This is a genomic window from Burkholderia thailandensis E264, assembly GCF_000012365.1.
Taxonomy (GTDB): domain Bacteria; phylum Pseudomonadota; class Gammaproteobacteria; order Burkholderiales; family Burkholderiaceae; genus Burkholderia; species Burkholderia thailandensis.
In genome coordinates this window covers 2,599,801-2,620,157 of the sequence record NC_007650.1, presented here as the reverse complement: position 1 = coordinate 2,620,157, position 20,357 = coordinate 2,599,801, and the positions used below count along the sequence as shown (strand labels likewise).

General features: G+C 68.6%; 13 protein-coding genes and 3 pseudogenes. 6 read left to right on the top strand and 10 right to left on the bottom strand.

Annotated features, from left to right (window positions below; genetic code table 11):
• Nucleotides 1–61: 61 nt before the first annotated feature.
• Nucleotides 62–2,173, top strand: a complete 2,112-nt coding sequence (locus tag BTH_RS10910; RefSeq protein ID WP_009894107.1) for an acyltransferase family protein — start codon at nucleotides 62–64, stop codon at nucleotides 2,171–2,173.
• A gap of 186 nt (nucleotides 2,174–2,359) precedes the next feature.
• On the opposite strand, the gene BTH_RS10905 is transcribed toward BTH_RS10910, so the two are convergent.
• Both BTH_RS10905 and BTH_RS10900 read right to left on the bottom strand, forming a co-directional pair.
• Complete coding sequence (locus BTH_RS10905) at nucleotides 2,360–3,142, bottom strand: ABC transporter substrate-binding protein (protein ID WP_009894106.1); 783 nt, start codon at nucleotides 3,140–3,142, stop codon at nucleotides 2,360–2,362.
• Between the two features lie 227 nt (nucleotides 3,143–3,369).
• A pseudogene (locus tag BTH_RS10900) lies at nucleotides 3,370–3,960 on the bottom strand (LysR substrate-binding domain-containing protein); the annotation flags it as partial.
• Here BTH_RS10900 and BTH_RS10895 point away from each other — a divergent pair.
• A pseudogene (locus BTH_RS10895) lies at nucleotides 3,944–4,303 on the top strand (MFS transporter); the annotation flags it as partial. The pseudogenes BTH_RS10900 and BTH_RS10895 sit on opposite strands and share 17 nt — an antisense overlap.
• 279 nt (nucleotides 4,304–4,582) lie before the next feature.
• Here the strand turns inward: BTH_RS10895 and BTH_RS10890 are convergent.
• The gene (locus tag BTH_RS10890) at nucleotides 4,583–5,338 is read right to left on the bottom strand and encodes a TetR/AcrR family transcriptional regulator (protein ID WP_009894103.1); all 756 of its coding nucleotides are present in this window, start codon (nucleotides 5,336–5,338) and stop codon (nucleotides 4,583–4,585) included.
• Between the two features lie 289 nt (nucleotides 5,339–5,627).
• Nucleotides 5,628–6,413 carry an IclR family transcriptional regulator gene (locus tag BTH_RS10885; protein ID WP_009894102.1) on the bottom strand — a complete coding sequence of 262 codons (786 nt, stop codon included), beginning with the start codon at nucleotides 6,411–6,413 and terminating at the stop codon, nucleotides 5,628–5,630.
• 235 nt (nucleotides 6,414–6,648) lie between these two features.
• Here BTH_RS10885 and pcaF point away from each other — a divergent pair, with 235 nt between their 5' ends.
• Together pcaF and BTH_RS10875 are read left to right on the top strand one after the other, a co-directional pair.
• Nucleotides 6,649–7,851 carry a 3-oxoadipyl-CoA thiolase gene (gene pcaF, locus BTH_RS10880; protein ID WP_009894101.1) on the top strand — a complete coding sequence of 401 codons (1,203 nt, stop codon included), beginning with the start codon at nucleotides 6,649–6,651 and terminating at the stop codon, nucleotides 7,849–7,851.
• 764 nt (nucleotides 7,852–8,615) lie between these two features.
• Nucleotides 8,616–10,160 (top strand): methyl-accepting chemotaxis protein, encoded by a 1,545-nt coding sequence (locus BTH_RS10875; protein ID WP_009894100.1) that lies wholly within the window; start codon nucleotides 8,616–8,618, stop codon nucleotides 10,158–10,160.
• A 293-nt stretch (nucleotides 10,161–10,453) separates the two neighbouring features.
• On the opposite strand, the gene BTH_RS10870 is transcribed toward BTH_RS10875, so the two are convergent.
• The 4 genes and pseudogenes from BTH_RS10870 to BTH_RS35630 all read right to left on the bottom strand — a co-directional run bounded on the left by BTH_RS10870 (nucleotide 10,454) and on the right by BTH_RS35630 (nucleotide 14,555).
• Nucleotides 10,454–11,569: a methyltransferase gene (locus BTH_RS10870; protein WP_009894098.1), complete on the bottom strand. Its 1,116-nt coding sequence runs from the start codon at nucleotides 11,567–11,569 to the stop codon at nucleotides 10,454–10,456.
• A gap of 99 nt (nucleotides 11,570–11,668) precedes the next feature.
• Nucleotides 11,669–12,706 (bottom strand): annotated as a pseudogene (locus BTH_RS10865) (oxygenase).
• Entirely contained in the window at nucleotides 12,706–13,698 is a 993-nt protein-coding gene (locus BTH_RS10860) for a Rieske 2Fe-2S domain-containing protein (RefSeq protein WP_009894097.1), read from the bottom strand. The pseudogene BTH_RS10865 and the gene BTH_RS10860 overlap by 1 nt, the downstream one beginning before the upstream one ends.
• Before the next feature lie 314 nt (nucleotides 13,699–14,012).
• Entirely contained in the window at nucleotides 14,013–14,555 is a 543-nt protein-coding gene (locus BTH_RS35630; RefSeq protein ID WP_160457881.1) for a hypothetical protein, read from the bottom strand.
• Between the two features lie 279 nt (nucleotides 14,556–14,834).
• Between BTH_RS35630 and BTH_RS30535 the strand changes: the two genes are divergently transcribed.
• The gene (locus BTH_RS30535; protein ID WP_201762912.1) at nucleotides 14,835–15,443 is read left to right on the top strand and encodes a hypothetical protein; all 609 of its coding nucleotides are present in this window, start codon (nucleotides 14,835–14,837) and stop codon (nucleotides 15,441–15,443) included.
• On the opposite strand, the gene gabD is transcribed toward BTH_RS30535, so the two are convergent.
• Nucleotides 15,418–16,887 carry an NADP-dependent succinate-semialdehyde dehydrogenase gene (gabD, locus tag BTH_RS10850; RefSeq protein ID WP_009894094.1) on the bottom strand — a complete coding sequence of 490 codons (1,470 nt, stop codon included), beginning with the start codon at nucleotides 16,885–16,887 and terminating at the stop codon, nucleotides 15,418–15,420. The genes BTH_RS30535 and gabD overlap by 26 nt on opposite strands.
• 93 nt (nucleotides 16,888–16,980) lie before the next feature.
• Nucleotides 16,981–18,264 carry a 4-aminobutyrate--2-oxoglutarate transaminase gene (locus BTH_RS10845; protein ID WP_009894093.1) on the bottom strand — a complete coding sequence of 428 codons (1,284 nt, stop codon included), beginning with the start codon at nucleotides 18,262–18,264 and terminating at the stop codon, nucleotides 16,981–16,983.
• A gap of 141 nt (nucleotides 18,265–18,405) precedes the next feature.
• On the opposite strand from BTH_RS10845, the gene BTH_RS10840 reads away from it, so the two are divergent.
• Nucleotides 18,406–20,094 carry a PLP-dependent aminotransferase family protein gene (locus tag BTH_RS10840; protein ID WP_009894086.1) on the top strand — a complete coding sequence of 563 codons (1,689 nt, stop codon included), beginning with the start codon at nucleotides 18,406–18,408 and terminating at the stop codon, nucleotides 20,092–20,094.
• Nucleotides 20,095–20,357 lie beyond the last annotated feature (263 nt).

Sequence of the window (20,357 nt, the reverse complement as noted above, 5' to 3'; positions counted from 1 at the left end):
CGTCGATTTTTTTTCGTCGCGCGAGCGCGCGCGACTCAGGCTCGCGCCGAGGATCGATCCTATGTCAGTGAGCGAATTGCCGTGGGCGGGCAGCCGGGCCGGCGAGCCCGCCACGCGCGGGGAACCAACCGCCTATCAGCCTTACATCGACGGTCTGCGCGCGTGGGCGGTGCTGTCCGTCATGCTGTATCACCTGGACGCGCGCTGGCTGCCGGGCGGCTTTTCCGGCGTCGACATTTTTTTCGTGATTTCCGGTTTCGTCGTGAGCGCGTCGGTCGCGGACCGCGGGCCGATGCCGTTCGGGCAATTTCTTTTGTGTTTCTACGCGCGGCGCGCGCGGCGGATTCTGCCCGCGCTCGTCGTGGCCCTGCTCGCGACCGCGCTGATCTCGGCGCTTTTCATTCCGGCGGCCTACCTGAGCGACCGGAACCGGACGACCGGGCTGCTCGCGTTCTTCGGCTTGAGCAACGTGATCCTCGGCGCGCCGGGCGGCGATTATTTTTCGCCGAAGGCGGAGTTCAATCCGTACACGCATACGTGGTCGCTCGGCGTCGAGGAGCAGTTCTATCTGCTGTTTCCGCTGCTGTTTTGGGCGTGGCTCGCGGGAGGGAAGCGCCGGTATGCGTCGAGCGCGCTGTTCGCGGCGGCGCTTGGCGCGTCGCTGGCATGGACCGTCTGGGCCGGCCCCGCGAAGCATGCGCAAGCGTTCTACCTGATCTTCGGGCGCTTCTGGGAGCTCGCGTCGGGCGTGCTGCTGTATCAGTGCGTCGCGCGCTTCGGCCGCTCGGCGGGCAAGCCGGCGGCGCGGTCGGCGGCGGCCTTCGGGATCGAAGCGGGCGTGTGGGCGTCGGCGGTTGCGGTGCTGGCCGGATTCGTCGCATCGAAACCGGCGCTTTATCCGTTTCCCGGCGCGATCGCGCCCGTCGCCGGCACGCTGGGACTGCTCGGCCTGCTGTACGGGCGCGCGCATGCGGGCCCGATCCGCGCGCTGCTCGAGCATCCGGCGCTGCGGTTCGTCGGCAGGATTTCGTATTCGCTCTATCTGTGGCATTGGCCGGTGTTCGTCGTGTTCCGCTGGACGGCCGGGCTCGATTCGGCGGGCAGCAAGGCGAGCGCGCTGCTCGTCGCGGTCGGGCTGGCGATGGCGTCATACCGTTTCGTCGAGACGCCGTTGCGGCGCGGCGCGGCGGCGCGCTTCGCCGTGCTCGCGTGGGGAGCGTGCGCTACGGCGGCGGGCGCGGCGCTCGCGACGATGATGGCCGCCGCGCAGCCGCAGTTGTCGCTCAGCACGGTCGAGCGGCATCGGCTCGACTGGTATCCGTACGGCATCGCCACGAACGCCGCGTATCCGGGATGCGTCGCCGGCGTCGACGATCGCGACGTGAGCGGCGGCAAGCTGTGGATCTACGCGCGCAAGCACTGCGGGCGGCCGCCGGAAAGCTGGCATCGGCTGTTCGTGATCGGCGATTCGCACGCGATGGCGTATGCGGGCATGTTCAAGCAGTTCGTCGTGCGCACGGGCGTCACGGTCTATTCGTACAACAACGCGGGCTGCCCGTTCGTCAGCCTCCAGCCGTGGCGCGAGCGCGGCGATCCCGGGTGCCGCCGGTACGGCGGCGCGGCGCAGAGCGACATGCTGTCGAAACTCGAGCCGGGAGACATCGTGTTTCTCCCGTCGCTTCGGCTGCCGCGCTTCGTCACGCAGTGGGCGTTCGTCGGCGACGACGCGCATCGGCTGTCGTTCGGCCGCGAGGCTGCGCAAGTGCGCGAACGGGCGATCGCGGATGCGATTGCCGAGTTGCGCGACATCGGGCGAAGCGGCGCGCGGATCGTGCTGGAAGCGCCGCCGCCCGTGTTCCGGACGGTGCCGTATCGCTGCTCTGACTGGTTCAATCGCGGCAACGCGATCTGCGCGCGCGGCCCGCTCGTGAGCCGCGGCGAGATCGACGCGCTGAGGGCGCCCGTGCTGGCGGCGTACGCGCGGATCGCGGCGCAGGTGCCGGACGTTCATGTGTGGGACCCGCTGCCGCTTTTGTGCGGCGAAAAGGCGTGCTCCGCGTACGACGGCGCGCGGCCGCTGTTTTTCGACGGCGATCACATCAGCGGCTACGGCAACCTGCGCGTGCTGCCGGGCTTCGAGGCGTTCATGCGCGAACTGCTCGAGGCCGCGTAGCGGCGTGGCCGGCCGGTTGGCCGACGGGCGGCGCCTGGCCGGCGGGGGACATCGCACGATGCCGGCCGGGCGGCTGCGAGCGGTAAGCGCATGGCAAGCAAGTCAAAAAAAACGGGCTTCGCCGCGAAGCGAAGCCCGTTGCCGCCGCGGCCGCGGCGCGCCTGAGGCGGCACGCCGGCCGCCGGCTTACTTGCCGTAAACGTCGAAGTCGAAATACTTCTTCGCGATCTTGTCGTACGTGCCGTCCTTGCGCATGTCGGCGATCGCCTTGTCGATCTTCGCCTTCAGATCGGTGTCTTCCTTGCGCAAGCCGATGCCCGCGCCTTCGCCGAGCGTCTTCGGATCGTTGAGGTCCGAGCCGGCGAACGCGAAATCCTTGCCGCGCGGCGTCTTCAGGAAGCCGATGTCGGCCTGCACCGCGTCTTGCAGCGCCGCGTCGAGGCGGCCCGCGATCAGGTCGGCGTAGACCTGGTCCTGGTTCTGGTACGGCTGGATGTTCACGCCCTTCGGCGCCCAGTGGACCTTCGCGTAGGTTTCCTGAATCGTGCCCTGCTCGACGCCGACCGTCTTGCCCTTGAGCGATTCGGCCGTGGGCATCAGGTTCGCGCCCTTCTTCGTGACGAGGCGCGTCGGCGTGTTGAACAGCTTCGACGAGAACGCGATCTGCTCTTCGCGCTGCGGCGTCATCGACATCGACGACAGCACGCCGTCGAACTTGCGCGCCTTCAGCGCCGGGATCATGCCGTCGAAGTCGTTCTCGATCCACACACACTTGGCTTTCACTCGCTTGCAGATCTCGTTGCCGAGATCGACGTCGAAGCCGACCACCTTGCCGTCCGGGCCTTTCGATTCGAAGGGCGGGTAGCTCGCGTCGACGCCGAAGCGGATCGTCGACCAGTCCTTCGCCTGCACGCCGCCTGCCGACACCGCCAGCAGGGCCACGGTCAAAGCCGCCAAGATTTTTTTCACTGTCATTCCTCGTGTAGTTCGATGGTTGCGCGCGGTCGTGCCGCAGTGCGCTTCGGCCCGGCTGCGGCCGGGCTGACTGGTGCCCTCGTCCGGTGCGGGACGAACGGTGCGCCAAGATTACCAAGACAAAATAGCCCGAGGCTGCTTAGTGGAAGCCCCGATAGCGATCGGGCAAGCGTCGCGGCGGCTTGCGCGGCGCGGCGCGCCGTTGCCGGTTGGGGAATGATTTATGTCAACGTTTCGTCGGCCGCCTGCCGCAGGCACGCGACGAACTGCGCGACGGCCGGCGTCGGCAGCAGATCGCGGCGCGAGAGGATCGACAGATCGTAGCTCGGCAGCATGTCGTCGAGGTGCGCGGCGCGGATGCCGAGCGGCGCGACCATCGCCGCGAGCGGCTTCGTGAAGCAGCCGATCACGTCCGAGCGCGCGACGAGGCCGAGCGTCACCGCGAACGACGACGGCGCGCGCAGCAGCCGCTGCGGCAGCGGCAGGCCGTGCGCGTTGAACATCGACATCATCACGCTGTGCGGGAACTGATCGGCGCCGACCGTGACGATCCACTCGGCGTCGAGCAGTTCGGCGAGCCGCCGCGCGCCCGCGAGCGGATGGCCTTCGCGCATCGCGACGACGAACGGGGTCGAGCACAGCGGCGATTGCGCGAAGTCGCGCTCGAGCGCGGGGATGTGGTGGATCGCGGCGATGTCGAGCGCGCCGTTGCGCAGCCGCGCGAGCGCGTCGGGCACCGTCACTTCCTCGAGCGACAGGCTCACGCGCGGCATCGCCGCGCGGAACCTCATCACCGCGCGCGGCGTGCTCGTCGCGCTGCTGTTTCCGGCGTTCGCGCTGATGAACCGTTATCCGTCGCTCGCGGTCGTGATGCCGCTCACCGCGCTGATGCCGCTGTTCTATTCGATGGGCTCGGCGTCGGAGTTCGCGCTGATGTGCGAATCGTTTCCGCGCCGCGTGCGTGCGACGGGCATCTCGATCGCCTATGCGCTCGCGGTGACGCTGTTCGGCGGCACCGCGCAACTCGTCGCGACGTGGCTCGTGCGCGTGACGGGCAGCAAGCTCGCGCCGGCCGCTTACGTGGCCGCGTGCGTGATCGTGTCGCTCGTCGCGGTCGGAATGCTGCGCGAGACGGCGGCGGAAGCGGCCGATTGAGGCCCGGGCGGCGGACGGCGGCGGGGCGGTGCGGGCATGATCCGCGGCGCGCGCGACGGGGAAAGGAAAAACAAGACGGCCGATCGGACGACGGCGGCCAGTCTTCGCCCTTGGCGCCGAGCTTCGAGGCGTGCTTGGCGGCCGGAGCATGTCGCCCGCGGCAGAAGATAATGCCGGAAGCTTGGGGGCGAAGCTGCGTCCGCGGCTAAAGCCTCAGCCAAAGCTAAAGCTAAAGCCGACACCCGAATCTCGTGCCTTCGCGGCCTGCCGCGCCGCCCCCTACGCCCGCTCCGGCGCATCCGGCGCATCCGGCGCATCCGGCGCATCCGGTGCATCCGGCGACCGCGCGCCGCAGGCGCGCAGGACCAGCCGCACGACTTCGTCGGTCGTCGCATCGAATGCCTTCGCCGACAGCGCACGCTTGCCGGACAGCGCGACGATCTGCGCGTCGAAGTCCGCGTAGTGCTGGGTCGTCGCCCAGATCATGTAGAGCAGCGTCTTCGGTTCGACCGGCGCGACGAGCCCGCGCGCGATCCAGCGCTCGATCAGCGCGATCCGCGTATCCATCCACGGCTTCACGCGCTCGAGCAGCAGGTCCTGCATGTGCGTCGCCCCGCTGATGATCTCGTTCGCCCATACCTTCGAGCCGAGCGGCCGCTCGCGCGACAGCGCCATCTTCGCGCGCACGTAGCCGCCGAGCGCGGCGACCGGATCGTCGCCGACGTCGAAGCTGTCGGCGGCGGCGTGCCAGTCCTCGAGCAGGTCGTCGAGCACGCGCCGGTACAGCGCGAGCTTCGTCGGGAAGTAATAGTGCAGGTTCGCCTTCGGCAGCCCGGCGCGCTCGGCGATCAGCGCGGTGCTCGCGCCCTCGAAGCCGCGCTCGGCGAACACCGCTTCCGCGCACGCGAGCAGGTGCGCCTCGTTCAGCTCGCGGATGTGCGCCTTGCGCGCGCGGCTCGGCGCGCGCGCCGCTTTCGTCCGGGCGCGCGGCGCGGGCGCGTCGGGGGGCGTCGTCGTCGGATCGTCGTGTGGCATGGCGTGCGCTCGTGGTGGGCGGCAACCGGAGCCCGACATTGTAGACGCCGCAGCTGCCGGCCGCCGTGCGGCGGCGGATACGCGACAGCCTTTTTTAATTCGTTGAATTCACGGCGCTAATGCGCTATAACCTGACCATTCGGACAGGATTCGATCGGTGAGCGGCGCTGCTTGATAAAGCAAAACAAAGATAGGGCCGTGCAAGCGCCGCTGGGCCGTTCTGGCCGAAGATGAAGCGAAGAGTGCGCGCTTGGGGGCGGGGCGGCTCCCAAGCGCGCCAGTGTCAGCCTCAGCCGCGTCGCGCGACGAGTTGCGACACGGTCTGCGACGCTTCCAGCAGCGGATCGAGGAACGCCTTGACCATCTGCTTCGCGCTGTGCCGCTGCGCGTTGCCGCTGATGTTCATCGCGGCGATCACCTGCCCGCGCCGGTTGCGGATCGGCGCCGACAACGAAATCAACCCGGCTTCCAGTTCCTGATCGACGATCGCCCAGCCCTGGCTGCGCACGTGCGCGATCTCGTCCTTCAGCGCGGCGGGATCGACGAGCGTGCGCGGCGTGTACGCGCGCCGCGTGCTCTGCGCGAGCGTGTCGTCGAGCGCGGCGTCGTCGAGCGACGATAGCAGCACGCGGCCCATCGACGTGCAGTACGCAGGCAGCCGGCTGCCGATCGACAGATTGATCGTCATGATCTTGTGCGTCGGCACGCGCAGCACGTACACGATTTCGGTGCGGTCGAGCACGGCCGCCGAGCAGCTTTCGTGGATGCGCGCGGACAACTGCTCCATCACCGGTTCCGCGAGATTCCAGAACGGCATCGACGTCAGGTACGCGAACCCGAGATCGAGGATCTTCGGCGTGAGCCGGAACAGGCGGCCGTCGGCCTCGACGTAGCCGAGCGTCTGCAGCGTCAGCAGGATGCGCCGCGCGCCCGCGCGGGTCAGGCCGGTCGCGGACGCGACCTCGGTGAGCGTCTGCTCAGGGTGCTCCGCGTCGAACGCGCGAATCACCGCGAGTCCGCGGGCGAACGACTGGACATAGGAGTCGCCGGGTTTGGCCTGAAATTCTGTGCTCATGGCGGGTGGAATGGATGTGCAGCGGGGAAGATTAGCGCATGGGGTCGGGTTGCGCCAACCCGCGTCCCGCATGGGCCCTACGCTTGACGCGCGTTCGCGCGCTCCCTATGATCGCATGGGAAACGTTCGATTAACGATCTTATGTTCATATATCGAACTTTTATCAAGTGAATTCGAGGCGAGCGGAGGCGGCGATGTCGAGTCGGCTCGCGGGATCAGACCGACCGGAGACGACATGACCGAAGCATTCCTGTGTGACGCAATCCGAACGCCCATCGGCCGCTACGGCGGCGCGCTGGCCCCGGTGCGGGCCGACGACCTCGGCGCGGTGCCGCTCAAGGCGCTCGCCGAGCGCAACCGCGACGTCGACTGGGCCGCCGTCGACGACGTGATCTACGGCTGCGCGAACCAGGCCGGCGAAGACAACCGCAACGTCGCGCGCATGTCGCTGCTGCTCGCCGGCTTGCCCCACGCCGTGCCCGGCGCGACGATCAACCGCCTCTGCGGCTCCGGGATGGACGCGATCGGCATCGCCGCGCGCGCGATCAAGGCCGGCGAGGCGAACCTGATGATCGCGGGCGGCGTCGAGAGCATGAGCCGTGCGCCGTTCGTCACGGGCAAGGCGACGAGCGCGTTCTCGCGGCAGGCCGAGATCTTCGATACGACGATCGGCTGGCGCTTTGTCAATCCGCTGATGAAACAGCAGTATGGCGTCGATTCGATGCCGGAGACGGCCGAGCACGTCGCGACCGATTACCGCGTGAGCCGCGCCGATCAGGACGCGTTCGCGCTGCGCAGCCAGCAGAAGGCGGCGCGCGCGCAGGCCGACGGCACCCTCGCGCAGGAAATCGTGCCGGTGACGATCGCGCAGAAGAAGGGCGAGCCGCTCGTCGTGGCGCGCGACGAGCATCCGCGCGAGACGACGCTCGATGCGCTCGCCAAACTCAAGGGCGTCGTGCGGCCGGACGGCACGGTGACGGCAGGCAACGCGTCGGGCGTGAACGACGGCGCGTGCGCGCTGCTCGTCGCGAGCGAGGCGGCCGCGCGGCGTCACGGCCTCGTGCCGCGCGCGCGCGTGCTGGGGATCGCGACCGCGGGCGTCGAGCCGCGGGTGATGGGGATCGGCCCGGCGCCGGCGACGCAGAAGCTGCTCGCGCGGCTTGGCATGACGCTCGACCAGTTCGACGTGATCGAGCTGAACGAGGCGTTCGCATCGCAGGGCCTGGCGGTGCTGCGGCTGCTGGGCGTCGCCGACGACGATGCGCGCGTGAATCCGAACGGCGGCGCGATCGCGCTCGGCCATCCGCTCGGCGCCTCGGGCGCGCGGCTCGTGACGAGCGCGACGTATCAGTTGCATCGCACCGGCGGCCGCTTCGCGCTCTGCACGATGTGCATCGGCGTCGGGCAGGGCATCGCGATCGCGATCGAGCGCGTGTGATGCGCGCCGCCGCGCGTCGCGCGGCGGCTTCCCTCAAGCGGCCCGCGCTCGCAAGAGCCGGGCCGTTTGTCTTTAGCGGCCTCGGCGGGCGGCCGCGCCGCGTGCCGGCTCCGTGCGTTGTCCGCGCAACGAACGCACGCCGCGTTCGAGGTCCCGCCGGCCGCGCGCCGGCCGACTGGGCCGGCGTCGGTCGATCGTGATGGACGGCGCGGCGTGTCGATCTCGATCGCGCTGCCGCCGGTTCCCGCCGTCTCTTCGCCCCGCACCGCGACGCACGCGATCGCTCCCCATCCGCACGCCGCCTCGGCGCTTCGTCGCTCGCTTAACTCATTGGCCTCAAAGACAAATCCGCGTCCCGCAAGAATGTCGGGATAGCGAAATCAGAAGCATTTCGCATCCATTTCAAAACGGAATGTTTTTGTCAATGAATATCGCTTCAATTCATGAATATTCGCTTGATAAGGAAATTGGAATAATTCATACGAAATTGTTTGATTCCGATCAGAAGAAACCGGACGGCCGGCGATAACCATCCGAATAGGGCGGCGCCGGCCGATTTTGTCGCGGCGCGCGGAGCCGGCGCGCTCGGGGCATTTGTCTGATGCATGTCAACACTAAATCTGCCACATCGGGTTTTCCCAGGCCGATGTCAATTTTCTTGAATGCTTGCCGAAAAAGGGTACAGGCCTATCGAAAGCAATTCGATTGATTCATTCGGCCGATGAAAGCAGAAAAGGGATGCAGATCTAATATTCGGAGCGCTCATGCGTAACAACCAACCGGTCACCCAACACGAATTCGAATATCCCGACGACGCCACGCTGATGTCGACGACCGATCCGCACGGCCGCATCACGTATGCGAACGCGGCGTTCGTGCAAGTCAGCGGCTTCTCGAGCGACGAGATCGTCGGCGCGCCGCACAACGTCGTCCGCCATCCCGACATGCCGCGCGAAGCGTTCGCCGACATGTGGGCGACGTTGAAGCGCGGCGAGCCGTGGACCGCGCTCGTCAAGAACCGCCGCGAGAACGGCGATCACTACTGGGTGCGCGCGAACGCGGTGCCCGTGATTCGCGGCGGCCAGACGCAAGGCTACATGTCCGTGCGCACGAAGCCCGCGCGCGCCGAGATCGCCGCCGCCGACTCGCTCTATCGCGAATTTCGCGAGGGCCGCGCGGGCAGCCGGCGTTTCCACAAGGGTTTGATCGTGCGCGCCGGGCTGTTGCGCGCGCGCTCGCTGCTGCAGACGATGTCGGTGCGCGCGCGCATTCATTTGCCGATGGTCACGCTGACGCCGGCGATCGTCGTCGCCGCGTGTGCGGCCGGCATGACGGGCGCGCCGCTCGCGAAACTCGCGGGCGCGACGCTCGGCGGCGCGGCGCTCGCCGCATGGTGGCTCGACGCGCAGATCGCGCGCCCGCTGCGCACGCTGCGCCGGCAGGCGCTCGATGTCGCGACCGGGGCGAGCCGTCAGGGCGTCAACATGAACCGCGTCGACGAAATCGGCATGTCGCTGCGCACGATCAATCAGCTCGGGCTGATGTTCCGCTGGCTGATCGACGACGTGAGCGAGCAGGTGCTGACCGTGCAGCGCGCGATCAACGAGATCGCGCAGGGCAACCACGATCTGAGCGCGCGCACCGAGCAGGCGGCGACGAGCGTGCAGCAGACGGCCGCGTCGATGGCGCAGATGACGGCGACCGTGTCGAGCAACGCGGAGACCGCGACGCAGGCGAACCGGCTGTCCGAATCGGCGAGCCAGGCGGCGGAGCGCGGCGGGCAGGCGGTGCGCGAAGTGGTGAGCACGATGAGCGAGATCACCGAGAGTTCGCGCCGGATCTCGGAGATCATCGGCGTGATCGACGGCATTGCGTTCCAGACCAACATCCTCGCGCTGAACGCGGCCGTCGAGGCGGCGCGCGCGGGCGAGCAAGGGCGCGGCTTCGCGGTGGTCGCGGGCGAGGTGCGCGCGCTCGCGCAACGCAGCGCGAATGCGGCGAAGGAGATCAAGACGCTGATCGGCGCGAGCGTCGAGCAGGTCGAATCCGGCGCGCAGACGGTCGACTACGCGGGCAAGACGATGGATGAGATCGTGTCGCAGGTGAAGCGCGTGTCCGATCTGATCGCCGAGATCAGCGCGTCGACGAGCGAGCAGCGCTCGGGCGTCACGCAGGTCGACGACGCCGTCGTGCATCTCGACAACATCACGCAGCAGAACGCGGCGCTCGTCGAAGAGAGTGCGGCGGCGTCGGAGAGCCTGCGGCAGCAGGCGACGCTGCTCGTCGACGCGGTGGGTGTGTTTCGCTGACGGCGAGGCGCGCGCGGCCTCGGCCGCCGCGGCGCCGTGCGCTTGCGTCGTCGCGGCGAGGTTCGGCGCGCGCTGCACCGCCTGCTCGCCGCGCATTCGTCGCGCATTCGTCGCGTGCGATCGAGATGGCCGGCTGCGGCATTCTTCGCGGCTTCACGTATGCAAGCCTGAAACGACGCGGGCAAAGGCAGCCGCCGGACATCGTTCGCCTTGTCCGCGCCGCGCGAATTTTCTTGCGAACCCCGCACCTCGCTGCTGGCTGCCTCTCGTTGCGCATCGCCTCACGCGTGAGATCACCGCTTCATGCCCGTGACCACGCTGCAATGGCCGGCGCTCGCGATGGTCTCGATCGACGAAAAGCCCGCGCCCGTCAGTATCCCGGTCAATTCACGCGACAAGTATTGCTCGTCCTCGGTCCAACTGAGCATCTTCAGGCTGAATGCCGCCGCGGCAAGCGGGCCGCTCTTGTCGTCGCGATACAGAATCTCATGCAGCACGATCCGGCCGCCGGGCGCGAGCGCCTCGAAGCTCTTGTGTGCGAGGAGCACGTTCTTTTCCCGAGGGTAGATGTGGAAGACGTTCGAATAGAAATGCAGATCCGCGTCGGGAAACGGATCGTTCCACATGTCGCCGGGATGGAGCGTGACGTGTTCCCGCACCGGTGATTTCGCGAAGTACGAACGGCTCAATTCGCATACGTTCGGCAGATCGAACAGTATCCCTCGCAGCGCGGGCCACGCCGACAGCGCGCCTCTCGTGTGCACGCCGGAGCCCCCGCCGACGTCGAGCATCACGCGATGCCTCGAAAGATCGAGTTTCGTCGGCCACACGGGCGCGTGCACGGCGCTCACGCTCTCCATTGCCCGCGTGAAGCGCGCTGCAAGTTCTGCGTGCTGCTCGTGCGACCGGAAGACGTCGGGGCCGTCGTAAGCGTGCGGGGCATTGTCGCGTATCGCCTTCTCTAGCGACTTGAGCGAGAACGTCTCGCTGGTTTCGTACATCAGATCGAACAACGGGCCGAAATACGTCGGGCTGCGCTCGACCAGAAAAGCCTCGCTGAGCGTGGTGAGCATGTAGCGATCCGCGTCGCGCCGGGCAAACCCCAGCGCCACCGCCATGTTGGCGAGCGCCTCGGTGGGGCGGCGGGCAAGCCTGAGCGCCGCGCTCAGCCGTGGGGCGATGCGGCGAACGCGGCGAATGCGGTGCCGCCGCACGCGGGACCGCCATGTTTGCGTCGTGCGCCGCGTCCGCGGGCGCGGCGCGGCGCACGGGTGCGGCGGCTTTCCTCGCATCTCACGTTCCGGCAGGGTCTTCATCGAATACCACGTATCGATGAGAAGCGGCCGCGAGCGAATGAGAATGATCTCGCTGCCGGCTTCGTCAAACGGCGATTCGACAGGGGGGCGCAAGCGGCAGACGTTGTCTGCGAAAACACGGCGGCCGATGCAGACCGGACGGCGTGCGCGAGAGAAGCGGGCGCGCCCGGTCGCCGACGGTCAGTGCGCGCGCTATCCGTTCGGCATCCCGAGGATTTCGCGTGCGTCCTGGCTCGGAAGGGCATCGTCCCCGTAGCTGAAATCGCCTTCGCGCTGCCGTTTCGCGAGCTGCTGCCACAGAATCCGGTAACGCAATCCCGCGCGATCGAAACGCGAATACAGATCGCGGCGCTCGCCGGGGTCCAGATAGCGGCTGTTTTGCCGCCTGACCATGCGATTGTCCTGAGGGCCGACGACATAGGGCACGAACGGCAAGAGCAGGCACAACGGCCAGGGCGCCTGCGTCGCGTTCAACGCGAAGTCGAGCCGGCATTAGTGGCGCGATTCAGACACGCACGGATGGAACAGAGGCAGGTCGCTGCCCGGCGTGTGGCGGCCATAGGCGAGTGCGACCGAGCTGCGCACATGGACGTGGACCACCGCGTGAATGTCTTGATATTTCGCGCGCACGCCGCCGAACCAGCGCATGATCGGCAGGATCGACTTGTTCTTGCAGCGTCAGATCATCGTGACCGTTTCGGATGTGTAGCGAACGTCGACCCGGTCCTCGTCGGCGTGCTGATCGCCAAACGCCTTCGCGTGCAGAAAATCCGAGTGCGTCAAATCGATCAGATTCTCGATGAGCAGCGGTGCGCAGCAATCGACCCGGATGTTGCCCTGCATGTATTTCGGCAGGCCGCCGTCGCGCGGCAGGAACGGCACGTCCGGCACGAAGGCGTCGCTCGCGGCCTCGGGCTCGCCGTACCACACCCATACATAGCCGAATCGTTCGACGACCGGGTAGCACGCGGCGTCCGCGTCCCGCGGGCGCGGCGTGGGGCGCTTCGCCGCCGGCAGTCCGGGATGCCAGGGGCACGCATGGATGCGGCCTGCCGCGCGCCACAGATAGCACGGCTCCGAATGAACGTACCAGCGCGAAGCGCGTTCGCCGATCTCGAACGTATGGGCGAGCGGCAGCCACACGTTGCGCAGCCGGATTCGGTCGGGCAGCCAGTCTTCCGCGTTGTGGCGGTTTGTCAGGTCGAGGTCCTCATTGCCCACGGATAGCATCATCGGCTCCTTGTGCGATAGTCGGCCGGCATCGGCCGCGTGTGGGCGATGCCCTCCGGGATCGGGCCGCGCCATGCCCGCGAATAGAGCGCGTCGAGCGTCGATAGCGCGCGGCCGTCGACGTGCGCGAGCATCGCGAACGGCACGGCGTGCAGGCGCGCCCACGTCCGAAACAGTTTTGCGCCGAAGCCGCTCGCGTCGGCCGCGACGCCGCCGCGCCACAGTACGTTCGTCGCGCCGCGCGCCGCCGGCGTGATCGCGATCGACGCCCAGAGCGCCGTCGCGCCGTCGCGCGATGCGAGTTCGACCGACGCGAGGACACCGTCTCGCGGCGACGTGACGCGCAGCGTCCACGGATGACGCACGCCGAAGTGCCTGTCGACGATGTGCGCCAGCCACGTGACGCCGCGTTCCGTCGCGATGTCGCCGTCGTGCGGCGTCGCGTCCGCGATCACGTAATCCGTGATGTACAGGCCGGCGATGCGCATCGTCAGATGCGGCCCGTCGGCCAATGCGGCGACGTATTCGTCGCGCGCGATGGCGACCGTCACCGAGCCCGCGAATCGCCGGGCGCTGCGGGCGTCGCGAGCGATCGCCTCGGCGGGTGGCGGTGCATCGCGCGCGCAGGCCCATATGAAGCCGTCGCGTTCGAGCGTCTTGTACGCATGCGCGGCATAGTGCGCGGGCACGCGCTCGCTCGCCGACAGATTCGGAATCGCCACGCAGGCGCCCGTCGCGCCGTCGTAGGTCCAGCCGTGATACGCGCACTGCAGCCGGCCGTCGGGCGTGACGCGCCCGAGCGATAGCGGCGCTCGGCGATGCGCGCAACGATCCTCCATCGCGCATACGGCGCCCGACGCGTCGCGAAACAGCACGAGCGGCTGCTCCATGCAGATGACGGCAAGCGCCGCCCTGCCGCTCACCTGCTCGGACAGCGCGACCGGCATCCAGCGGGCAATGGAATCGAAACGAATCTGAGCGACCGTATTCATCCGTGTTCATCGCGGCGAGCGCGATGCCTCCTGCATGCGTGGCGCGCGCGCCGCGGCGGGCCCGCTTGCGTTTCGTCTCGGTCGGCCGAATGTCCGCCGGCGCAGCGGGGCATCGGGTGCGTGGCGTACATGGCGTGCATCGCGCGCCATGCGCGGCGGCCGGCGGCGCGGGTGTTCGAGCGCGCCGCGACGATGCGCGCCGTCCTCGGCCCGTGCGCCGCCGAGCGCCGGCGCAAGCGCGTGCGAGCGCCGGCGAAGCACGCGATGCTGAATGGGGCGAGGGGACATTTCGCCGATCCTGGCGCGATGCGTCGTCAATCGGCGCGCGCCAGCCTGTCGGCGGCGTATGGGCTGCCGAGGCGGGCGCAAACGCCGTGGAAATGGCCGCCGGCGGTCGACATGGCGGCGGTAGCCGTCCGATGGGGCGCGGAGGGCGGGCGTAGCGCCGCGCAGCGCGTGTTCGGCGCCGCCCGGTCGGCCGGTGCCGAGAGGGGCGTCAGCCGCCGGCGGTCGCCGCGACGACGCGCGCGGGACGCGATCGAAGCCGGGAATGGCCGCGCCGGCCCGCCGGCATCGCTGCGGATCGCGTCGATCGCGCACTCGCCCTTCACCGCGATTGCCCGATCGCGTGCCGCCGGTGCGGCGCTACCCGGCGCCGAACCGCGCCGCCGGCCGGTATCGGCGTCGACATCGGCGTGATTATCGAATGCATGGTGCCGCCGTTCGCGTTCCGAATCTTCGGCGCGGCAATACCCGCGATTGTGAGCGCGGCGCGTCGCGGATAAACGAATCGGGAGTGGAGTGGAGAATGGAATCGGAACCGGAATCGAAATCTTCCGCGATTCTCCGGGGCGCATTATTTTCTTGATTCCGGTCGGAGCGGCTGCGTCGAATGTCGAGAGGGCGGGGGAGCCGGGGGAGCCGGTAGGCCCGGCTTTTGGGGCGTGAATTGTCTCAAGCGTTTCCCTCATGACGAAGCTCCTTCATCGAATGGGAGGCATCCGTATGGGACCGGGCGAAGTGACGCGTCCGGATGGCGACGAGCGGTATGTCGAGTCTTTCGTTGGAGTCTAGGTATATATCCCGGGATGTCAATGAAAGAGGGCGGTGAATTTGCTCGCCGCTCGATTGTTTTAATGAAAATGATTTTTAAGTATCGTAATTTTAATCGTTGTTTTTTCGGAAATGATTCCGACTGTATTGAAAATAAAATGGGAATGATTTTCGCTATTTTTATTCGACGGCGGCCCGGCAGTGCGGGATTTTTATGGGGGATGGATGAAGCGCTTGCGGTGCAATTTCGTGCGGCCGGAAAGGAGAAGCGCGCGACCGGAGCGCGGATGGCGACGATCCGCGCCGAAGAGGGCAGAGCGGCGGTGACGCGCGTGGCCGCGCCGTGCGTTCCGGGGGGAGCCGCGCATGTTGCGCGGCTGGCGAAGCGCGCCTTCGTGGCGCGATGCGCGCCGCGCGGGGGCAGGGAGGCGGCCGCCATATCCGGCGACGCAAGATCCGGGTCGACGGATGTTCGACGCAGGCGATCGGCGCGCGCTTGCGTCACCGCAGGGCGACGAGGACGCCGCGCCGTGCGCAAACCGGTTCCGCTTCCGGTCGACGTGCAAAGGCGCGCGGATGCGTGCAGTGGGCGCTTCGGGCGCGGATTGCCGTTTCGCACGATGCGCGCCACGCGAGCGGCGCGCATCGTGCATCACACCTCACGCATCACACCGCGACGCACATGTACTTGATCACGACGTAATCGTCGATCCCGTAGTGCGAGCCCTCGCGGCCGAGCCCCGATTGCTTGACGCCGCCGAACGGCGCGACCTCGTTCGAGATGATTCCGGCGTTGATGCCGACCATCCCGTATTCGAGCGCCTCGGCGACGCGCCACACGCGGCCGATGTCGCGGCTGTAGAAGTACGCGGCGAGGCCGAATTCGGTGTCGTTCGCGTAGCGGATCGCTTCTTCTTCGGTCGAGAACTTAAACAGCGGCGCGAGCGGGCCGAACGTTTCCTCCTTCGCGACCTTCATGTCGGGCGTGACGCCCGTCAGCACGGTCGGCTCGAAGAAGCCGTGGCCGAGCGCGTGGCGCTTGCCGCCCGTCGTCACGCGCGCGCCTTTGTCGAGCGCGTCGGCAATGTGCGATTCGACCTTCTGCACCGCCGCGCCGTTGATGAGCGGCCCCTGCACGACGCCCGCCTCGGTGCCGAGTCCGACCTTCAGCTTCGCGACGGCGGCGGTCAGCTTCTCGGCAAAGGCGTCGTAGACCTTCTCGTGCACGTAGAAGCGGTTCGTGCATACGCACGTTTGCCCGCTGTTTCGATACTTCGACGCGATCGCGCCTTCGACCGCCGCATCGAGATCCGCGTCGTCGAACACGATGAACGGCGCGTTGCCGCCGAGCTCGAGCGACACCTTCTTGACCGTCGCCGCGCATTGCGCCATCAGCAGACGGCCGACCGGCGTCGAGCCGGTGAACGACAGCTTGCGCACGATCGGGTTCGACGTGAGTTCGCCGCCGATCGCCTTCGGCTCGCCCGTGACGACGCTGAACACGCCGGCCGGCACGCCCGCGCGCTCGGCGAGCACCGCCATCGCGAGCGCCGAGAACGGCGTCGCCTCGGCCGGCTTCACGACGATCGGGCAGCCGGCCGCGAGCGCCGGGCCGACCTTGCGCGTGATCATCGCCGCCGGGAAATTCCACGGCGTGATCGCCGCGCACACGCCGACCGGCTCCTTCGTCACGACGATGCGCTTGTCGTTCGCCGGGCTCGGGATCGTATCGCCGTACACGCGCTTGCCTTCCTCCGCGAACCATTCGAGGAACGACGCCGCGTAGCCGATCTCGCCCTTCGCTTCGGCGAGCGGCTTGCCTTGCTCGGTCGTCAGGATCAGCGCGAGGTCGTCCGCGTGCGCGATCATCAAGTCGTGCCATTTGCGCAGGATCGCCGCGCGTTCCTTCGCGGTCTTCTTGCGCCATGCGGGCCATGCGGCGTTCGCCGCGTCGATCGCGCGGCGCGTCTCGGCAGCGCCCATCGCGGGCACCGTGCCGATCAGCGCGCCCGTCGCCGGGTTGCGGACTTCGAGCGTCGCGCCGCCGTCGGCGGCTTGCCATTCGCCCGCGACGAACGCGCGCTCGCGCAGCAGCGCGGGATCTTTCAGTGCAAGGGTTTCGTGAGCTGTAGTCATCGTGTGTCGACCGTATGCGGAAACGATTGGCGCCGCCCGGGCGCGGCGCGGCGAAGGCCGTGACGCGCGCGCGGCGGCGAAGACTCGAGCGGCTCAGGCGGGTACGCCCACCGCCTCCTTCAGCACGCTTTCGAGAATGCCGAGCGCTTCGTCGAACACGGCATCCTGAATCGTGAGCGGAAACAGGAAACGTATCACGTTCGCGTCGACGCCGCAGATGAGCAGCAGCAGGCCGCGCTCGAGCGCGAGCGTCTGCACGCGCTTCGTGAACGCGGCGTCGGACGCGCGCGTGTCCGGATCGACGAATTCCGCGGCTACCATCGCGCCCGGGCCGCGCACGTCGGCGATCTGCGGCACGTCGGCGCGCAGCGCGGCGAGCTTCGCCTTCAGCTTGTCGCCGAGCACGGCCGCGCGCTCGGCGAGCTTCTCCTCGTCGATCACGTCGAGCACGGCGTGCGCGGCGGCCACCGCGAGCGGATTGCCCGCGTACGTGCCGCCCAGGCCGCCCGGCGCGGCCGCGTCCATCACGTCCGCGCGGCCGACGACGCCCGACAGCGGCATCCCGCCCGCGAGGCTCTTGGCGATCGTCATCAGATCGGCCGAGACGTCGTAGTGCTCCATCGCGAACAGCTTGCCCGTGCGCGCGAAGCCCGTTTGCACTTCGTCGGCGATGAGGAGGATGCCGTGCGCGTCGCACAGCTTGCGCAGCGCGCGCACGAACTCGGCGGGCGCCGGGTTGAAGCCGCCTTCGCCCTGCACCGGTTCGAAGATGATCGCGGCGACGCGCTTCGGATCGATGTCGGCCTTGAACAGCGTTTCGACGGCGGCGATCGAATCGGCGCTCGTCACGCCGCGCAGCGCGTTCGGATACGGCGCGTGGAACACGTCGCCCGGGAACGGGCCGAAGCCGATCTTGTACGGTGCGACCTTGCCGGTGAGCGCCATGCCCATCATCGTGCGGCCGTGGAAGCCGCCCGCGAACGCGATCACGCCCGGCCGGCCGGTGTAAGCGCGCGCGATCTTCACCGCGTTCTCGACCGCTTCCGCGCCCGTCGTGAAGAACGCGGTCTTCTTCGGCTGCGCGATCGGCGCGCGCGCGTTGATCTTTTCGGCGAGCTCGACGTACGACGCGTACGGCACGATCTGGTACGCGGTGTGCGTGAACTGCTCGAGCTGCTCGGCGATCGCCTTCACGATCTTCGGGTGGCGGTGGCCCGTGTTCAGCACCGCGATGCCGGCCGCGAAATCGATGAAGCGGCGGCCCTCGACGTCCCACAGCTCGGCGTTCTCGGCGCGCGCGGCGTAGAAGTCGCACATCACGCCGACGCCACGCGGCGTCGCGGCGTTCTTGCGGGCGTGCAGATCGGCATTGTTCACAGTCGTCTCTCCTCGGGGTTCGGATGCGCCGGCGGCGACGGCCGCCGGCGGGCACGTCGTCCGGCGTGCGCGTCGAAACGACTATAATCAAACTTGGCTCTGAAAATCAGAGCCATTTTAATAAATATGTAGGAGCCAATTATGCGGGTGAGCGTGCTGTCGGACTGGCTGGCGCAGCGGATCGTGCGCGGCGGCGGCGCGCAGCCGATCTACCGGCAACTGCACCGGCTGCTGCAGCAAGCGATCCTGACCCGCGAACTGCCGGCGGGCGCGCGCGTGCCATCGTCGCGGCTTCTCGCGGCGGAGCTCGGGATCGCGCGCAACACCGTCACGCAGGTCTACGAGCAGCTCGCGCTCGAAGGCTACGTGAGTTCGGCGACCGGGCGCGGCACGTTCGTCGCGGACAGCGCGCCCGACGAGATCGTCGGCGCGCCGGCCGATTCGCCGCCCGGCGCGCGCGGCGCGGCGTCGGCCGGGGCGGCGGCCCGCATGGAATCCGACCCCGAAACGGAGCCCGGCTTCGCGCCCCGATCGCTGTCCGCGCGCGGCACGCGTCTCGTCGGCGGCGCGGGCGTGTCGAAGCGGCAGGGCGGCGCGTTCATGCCGGGCGTGCCCGACGTGTCGCGCTTTCCGGCGCGCGTGTGGACGCGGTTGCACAACAAGTACTGGCGGCGGCTGCGCCCCGAGCTCTTGACCTATGCGCCGGGCGGCGGCCTCGCGTCGCTGCGCGAGGCGCTCGCCGACTACCTGCGCACGTCGCGCTCGGTGCGCTGCGCGCCCGAGCAGATCATCGTGACGACGGGCATTCACCAGTCGATCGATCTCGCGGTGCGCCTGTTGACCGATCCCGGCGACGTGATCTGGACCGAGGACCCGTGCTATTGGGGCGTGCGCAGCGTGATGCACGTGTCGGGCCTGACGACGCGGCCGATTCCCGTCGATGAAGAAGGGATCGCGCCCGCGGCCGCCGATTTCGCGGCGCCGCCGAAGCTGATGCTCGTCACGCCGTCGCATCAGTATCCGCTCGGGATGGTGATGAGCCTCGCGCGGCGGCGGATGCTGCTCGAATACGCGCGCCAGCACGGCGCGTGGATCATCGAGGACGATTACGACAGCGAGTTCCGCTACGGCAGCCGGCCGCTCGCGTCGCTGCAGGGGCTCGACACGGCCGGGCAGGTGATTTACGTCGGCAGCTTCAGCAAGACGCTGTTTCCGGGGCTGCGGGTCGGCTATCTGGTCGCGCCGGAGCCGCTCGCCGAGAGCTTCGCGACCGCGAGCGCGGAGCTGTACCGCGAAGGGCAGCTGTTGCAGCAGGCGGTGCTCGCCGAGTTCATCGCGGAGGGGCATTTCGTGTCGCACATCCGCAAGATGCGCACGCTGTACGGGCAGCGCCGGCAGACGCTGCTCGACGCGCTCGCGCGCCGCTACGGCGACGCGCTGCCGGCCGTCGGCGGCGATGCGGGGCTGCATCTCGTGATGCGGCTGCCGGACGGCGCCGACGACCGCGCGGTCGCGCGCGCGGCGCTCGAGCGCGACATCGTCGTGCGCGCGCTGTCCGGCTACTACGCGGATGCGACGCGCGCGGCGTCCGGGCTGCTGCTTGGCTATGCGTGCGTGCCGGAGGACGAGATCGCGCGCGCGTTCGACACGCTGTCGCAGGCGATCGACGACGTGGTGTTCGGGCGCGCGGCGGCATCGGGGGGATCGGCATCGGCGGCATCGGCGGCATCGGCAGCATCGGCAGCATCGGCAGCATCGACAGCATCGACAGCATCGGCGGCATCGGCGGCATCGGCGGCCGATCGGCTGCCGGCCGCCGCCGCGCGCTGAAGCGGCGCGCGCGCCCGTCGCCTGCGGGTTCGCGCGGCGATCGCGAGCACGCCGCACGGCGCGCGCCATGCGCGGGCGAGCGCGGGGAGCCGGTATGTCCTGTCGGAGCGCATGGACGTCTATCCGGGCGCGTTGTGTCGGCGAGCGCCGCCGAACAATGCCGCGTCGATCATGGGCGTCGTGAATCCGTCGACCACGCGTACGCGGGGCATCGCGGTGGCGGGCATCCGGCCCGCGTTTCGCCGCGCGGCCCGCGCGCCGCC

Bases quoted from the DNA above. Each gene is read 5' to 3' on its own strand.
- BTH_RS10910 (WP_009894107.1), top strand. From the start codon at position 62: ATGTCAGTGAGCGAATTGCCGTGGGCGGGCAGCCGGGCCGGCGAGCCC.
- BTH_RS10890 (WP_009894103.1), bottom strand. From the start codon at position 5,338: ATGCCACACGACGATCCGACGACGACGCCCCCCGACGCGCCCGCGCCG.
- BTH_RS10885 (WP_009894102.1), bottom strand. From the start codon at position 6,413: ATGAGCACAGAATTTCAGGCCAAACCCGGCGACTCCTATGTCCAGTCG.
- pcaF (WP_009894101.1), top strand. From the start codon at position 6,649: ATGACCGAAGCATTCCTGTGTGACGCAATCCGAACGCCCATCGGCCGC.
- BTH_RS10875 (WP_009894100.1), top strand. From the start codon at position 8,616: ATGCGTAACAACCAACCGGTCACCCAACACGAATTCGAATATCCCGAC.
- BTH_RS10860 (WP_009894097.1), bottom strand. From the start codon at position 13,698: ATGAATACGGTCGCTCAGATTCGTTTCGATTCCATTGCCCGCTGGATG.
- BTH_RS35630 (WP_160457881.1), bottom strand. From the start codon at position 14,555: ATGCGCCCCGGAGAATCGCGGAAGATTTCGATTCCGGTTCCGATTCCA.
- BTH_RS30535 (WP_201762912.1), top strand. From the start codon at position 14,835: ATGAAAATGATTTTTAAGTATCGTAATTTTAATCGTTGTTTTTTCGGA.
- gabD (WP_009894094.1), bottom strand. From the start codon at position 16,887: ATGACTACAGCTCACGAAACCCTTGCACTGAAAGATCCCGCGCTGCTG.
- BTH_RS10840 (WP_009894086.1), top strand. From the start codon at position 18,406: ATGCGGGTGAGCGTGCTGTCGGACTGGCTGGCGCAGCGGATCGTGCGC.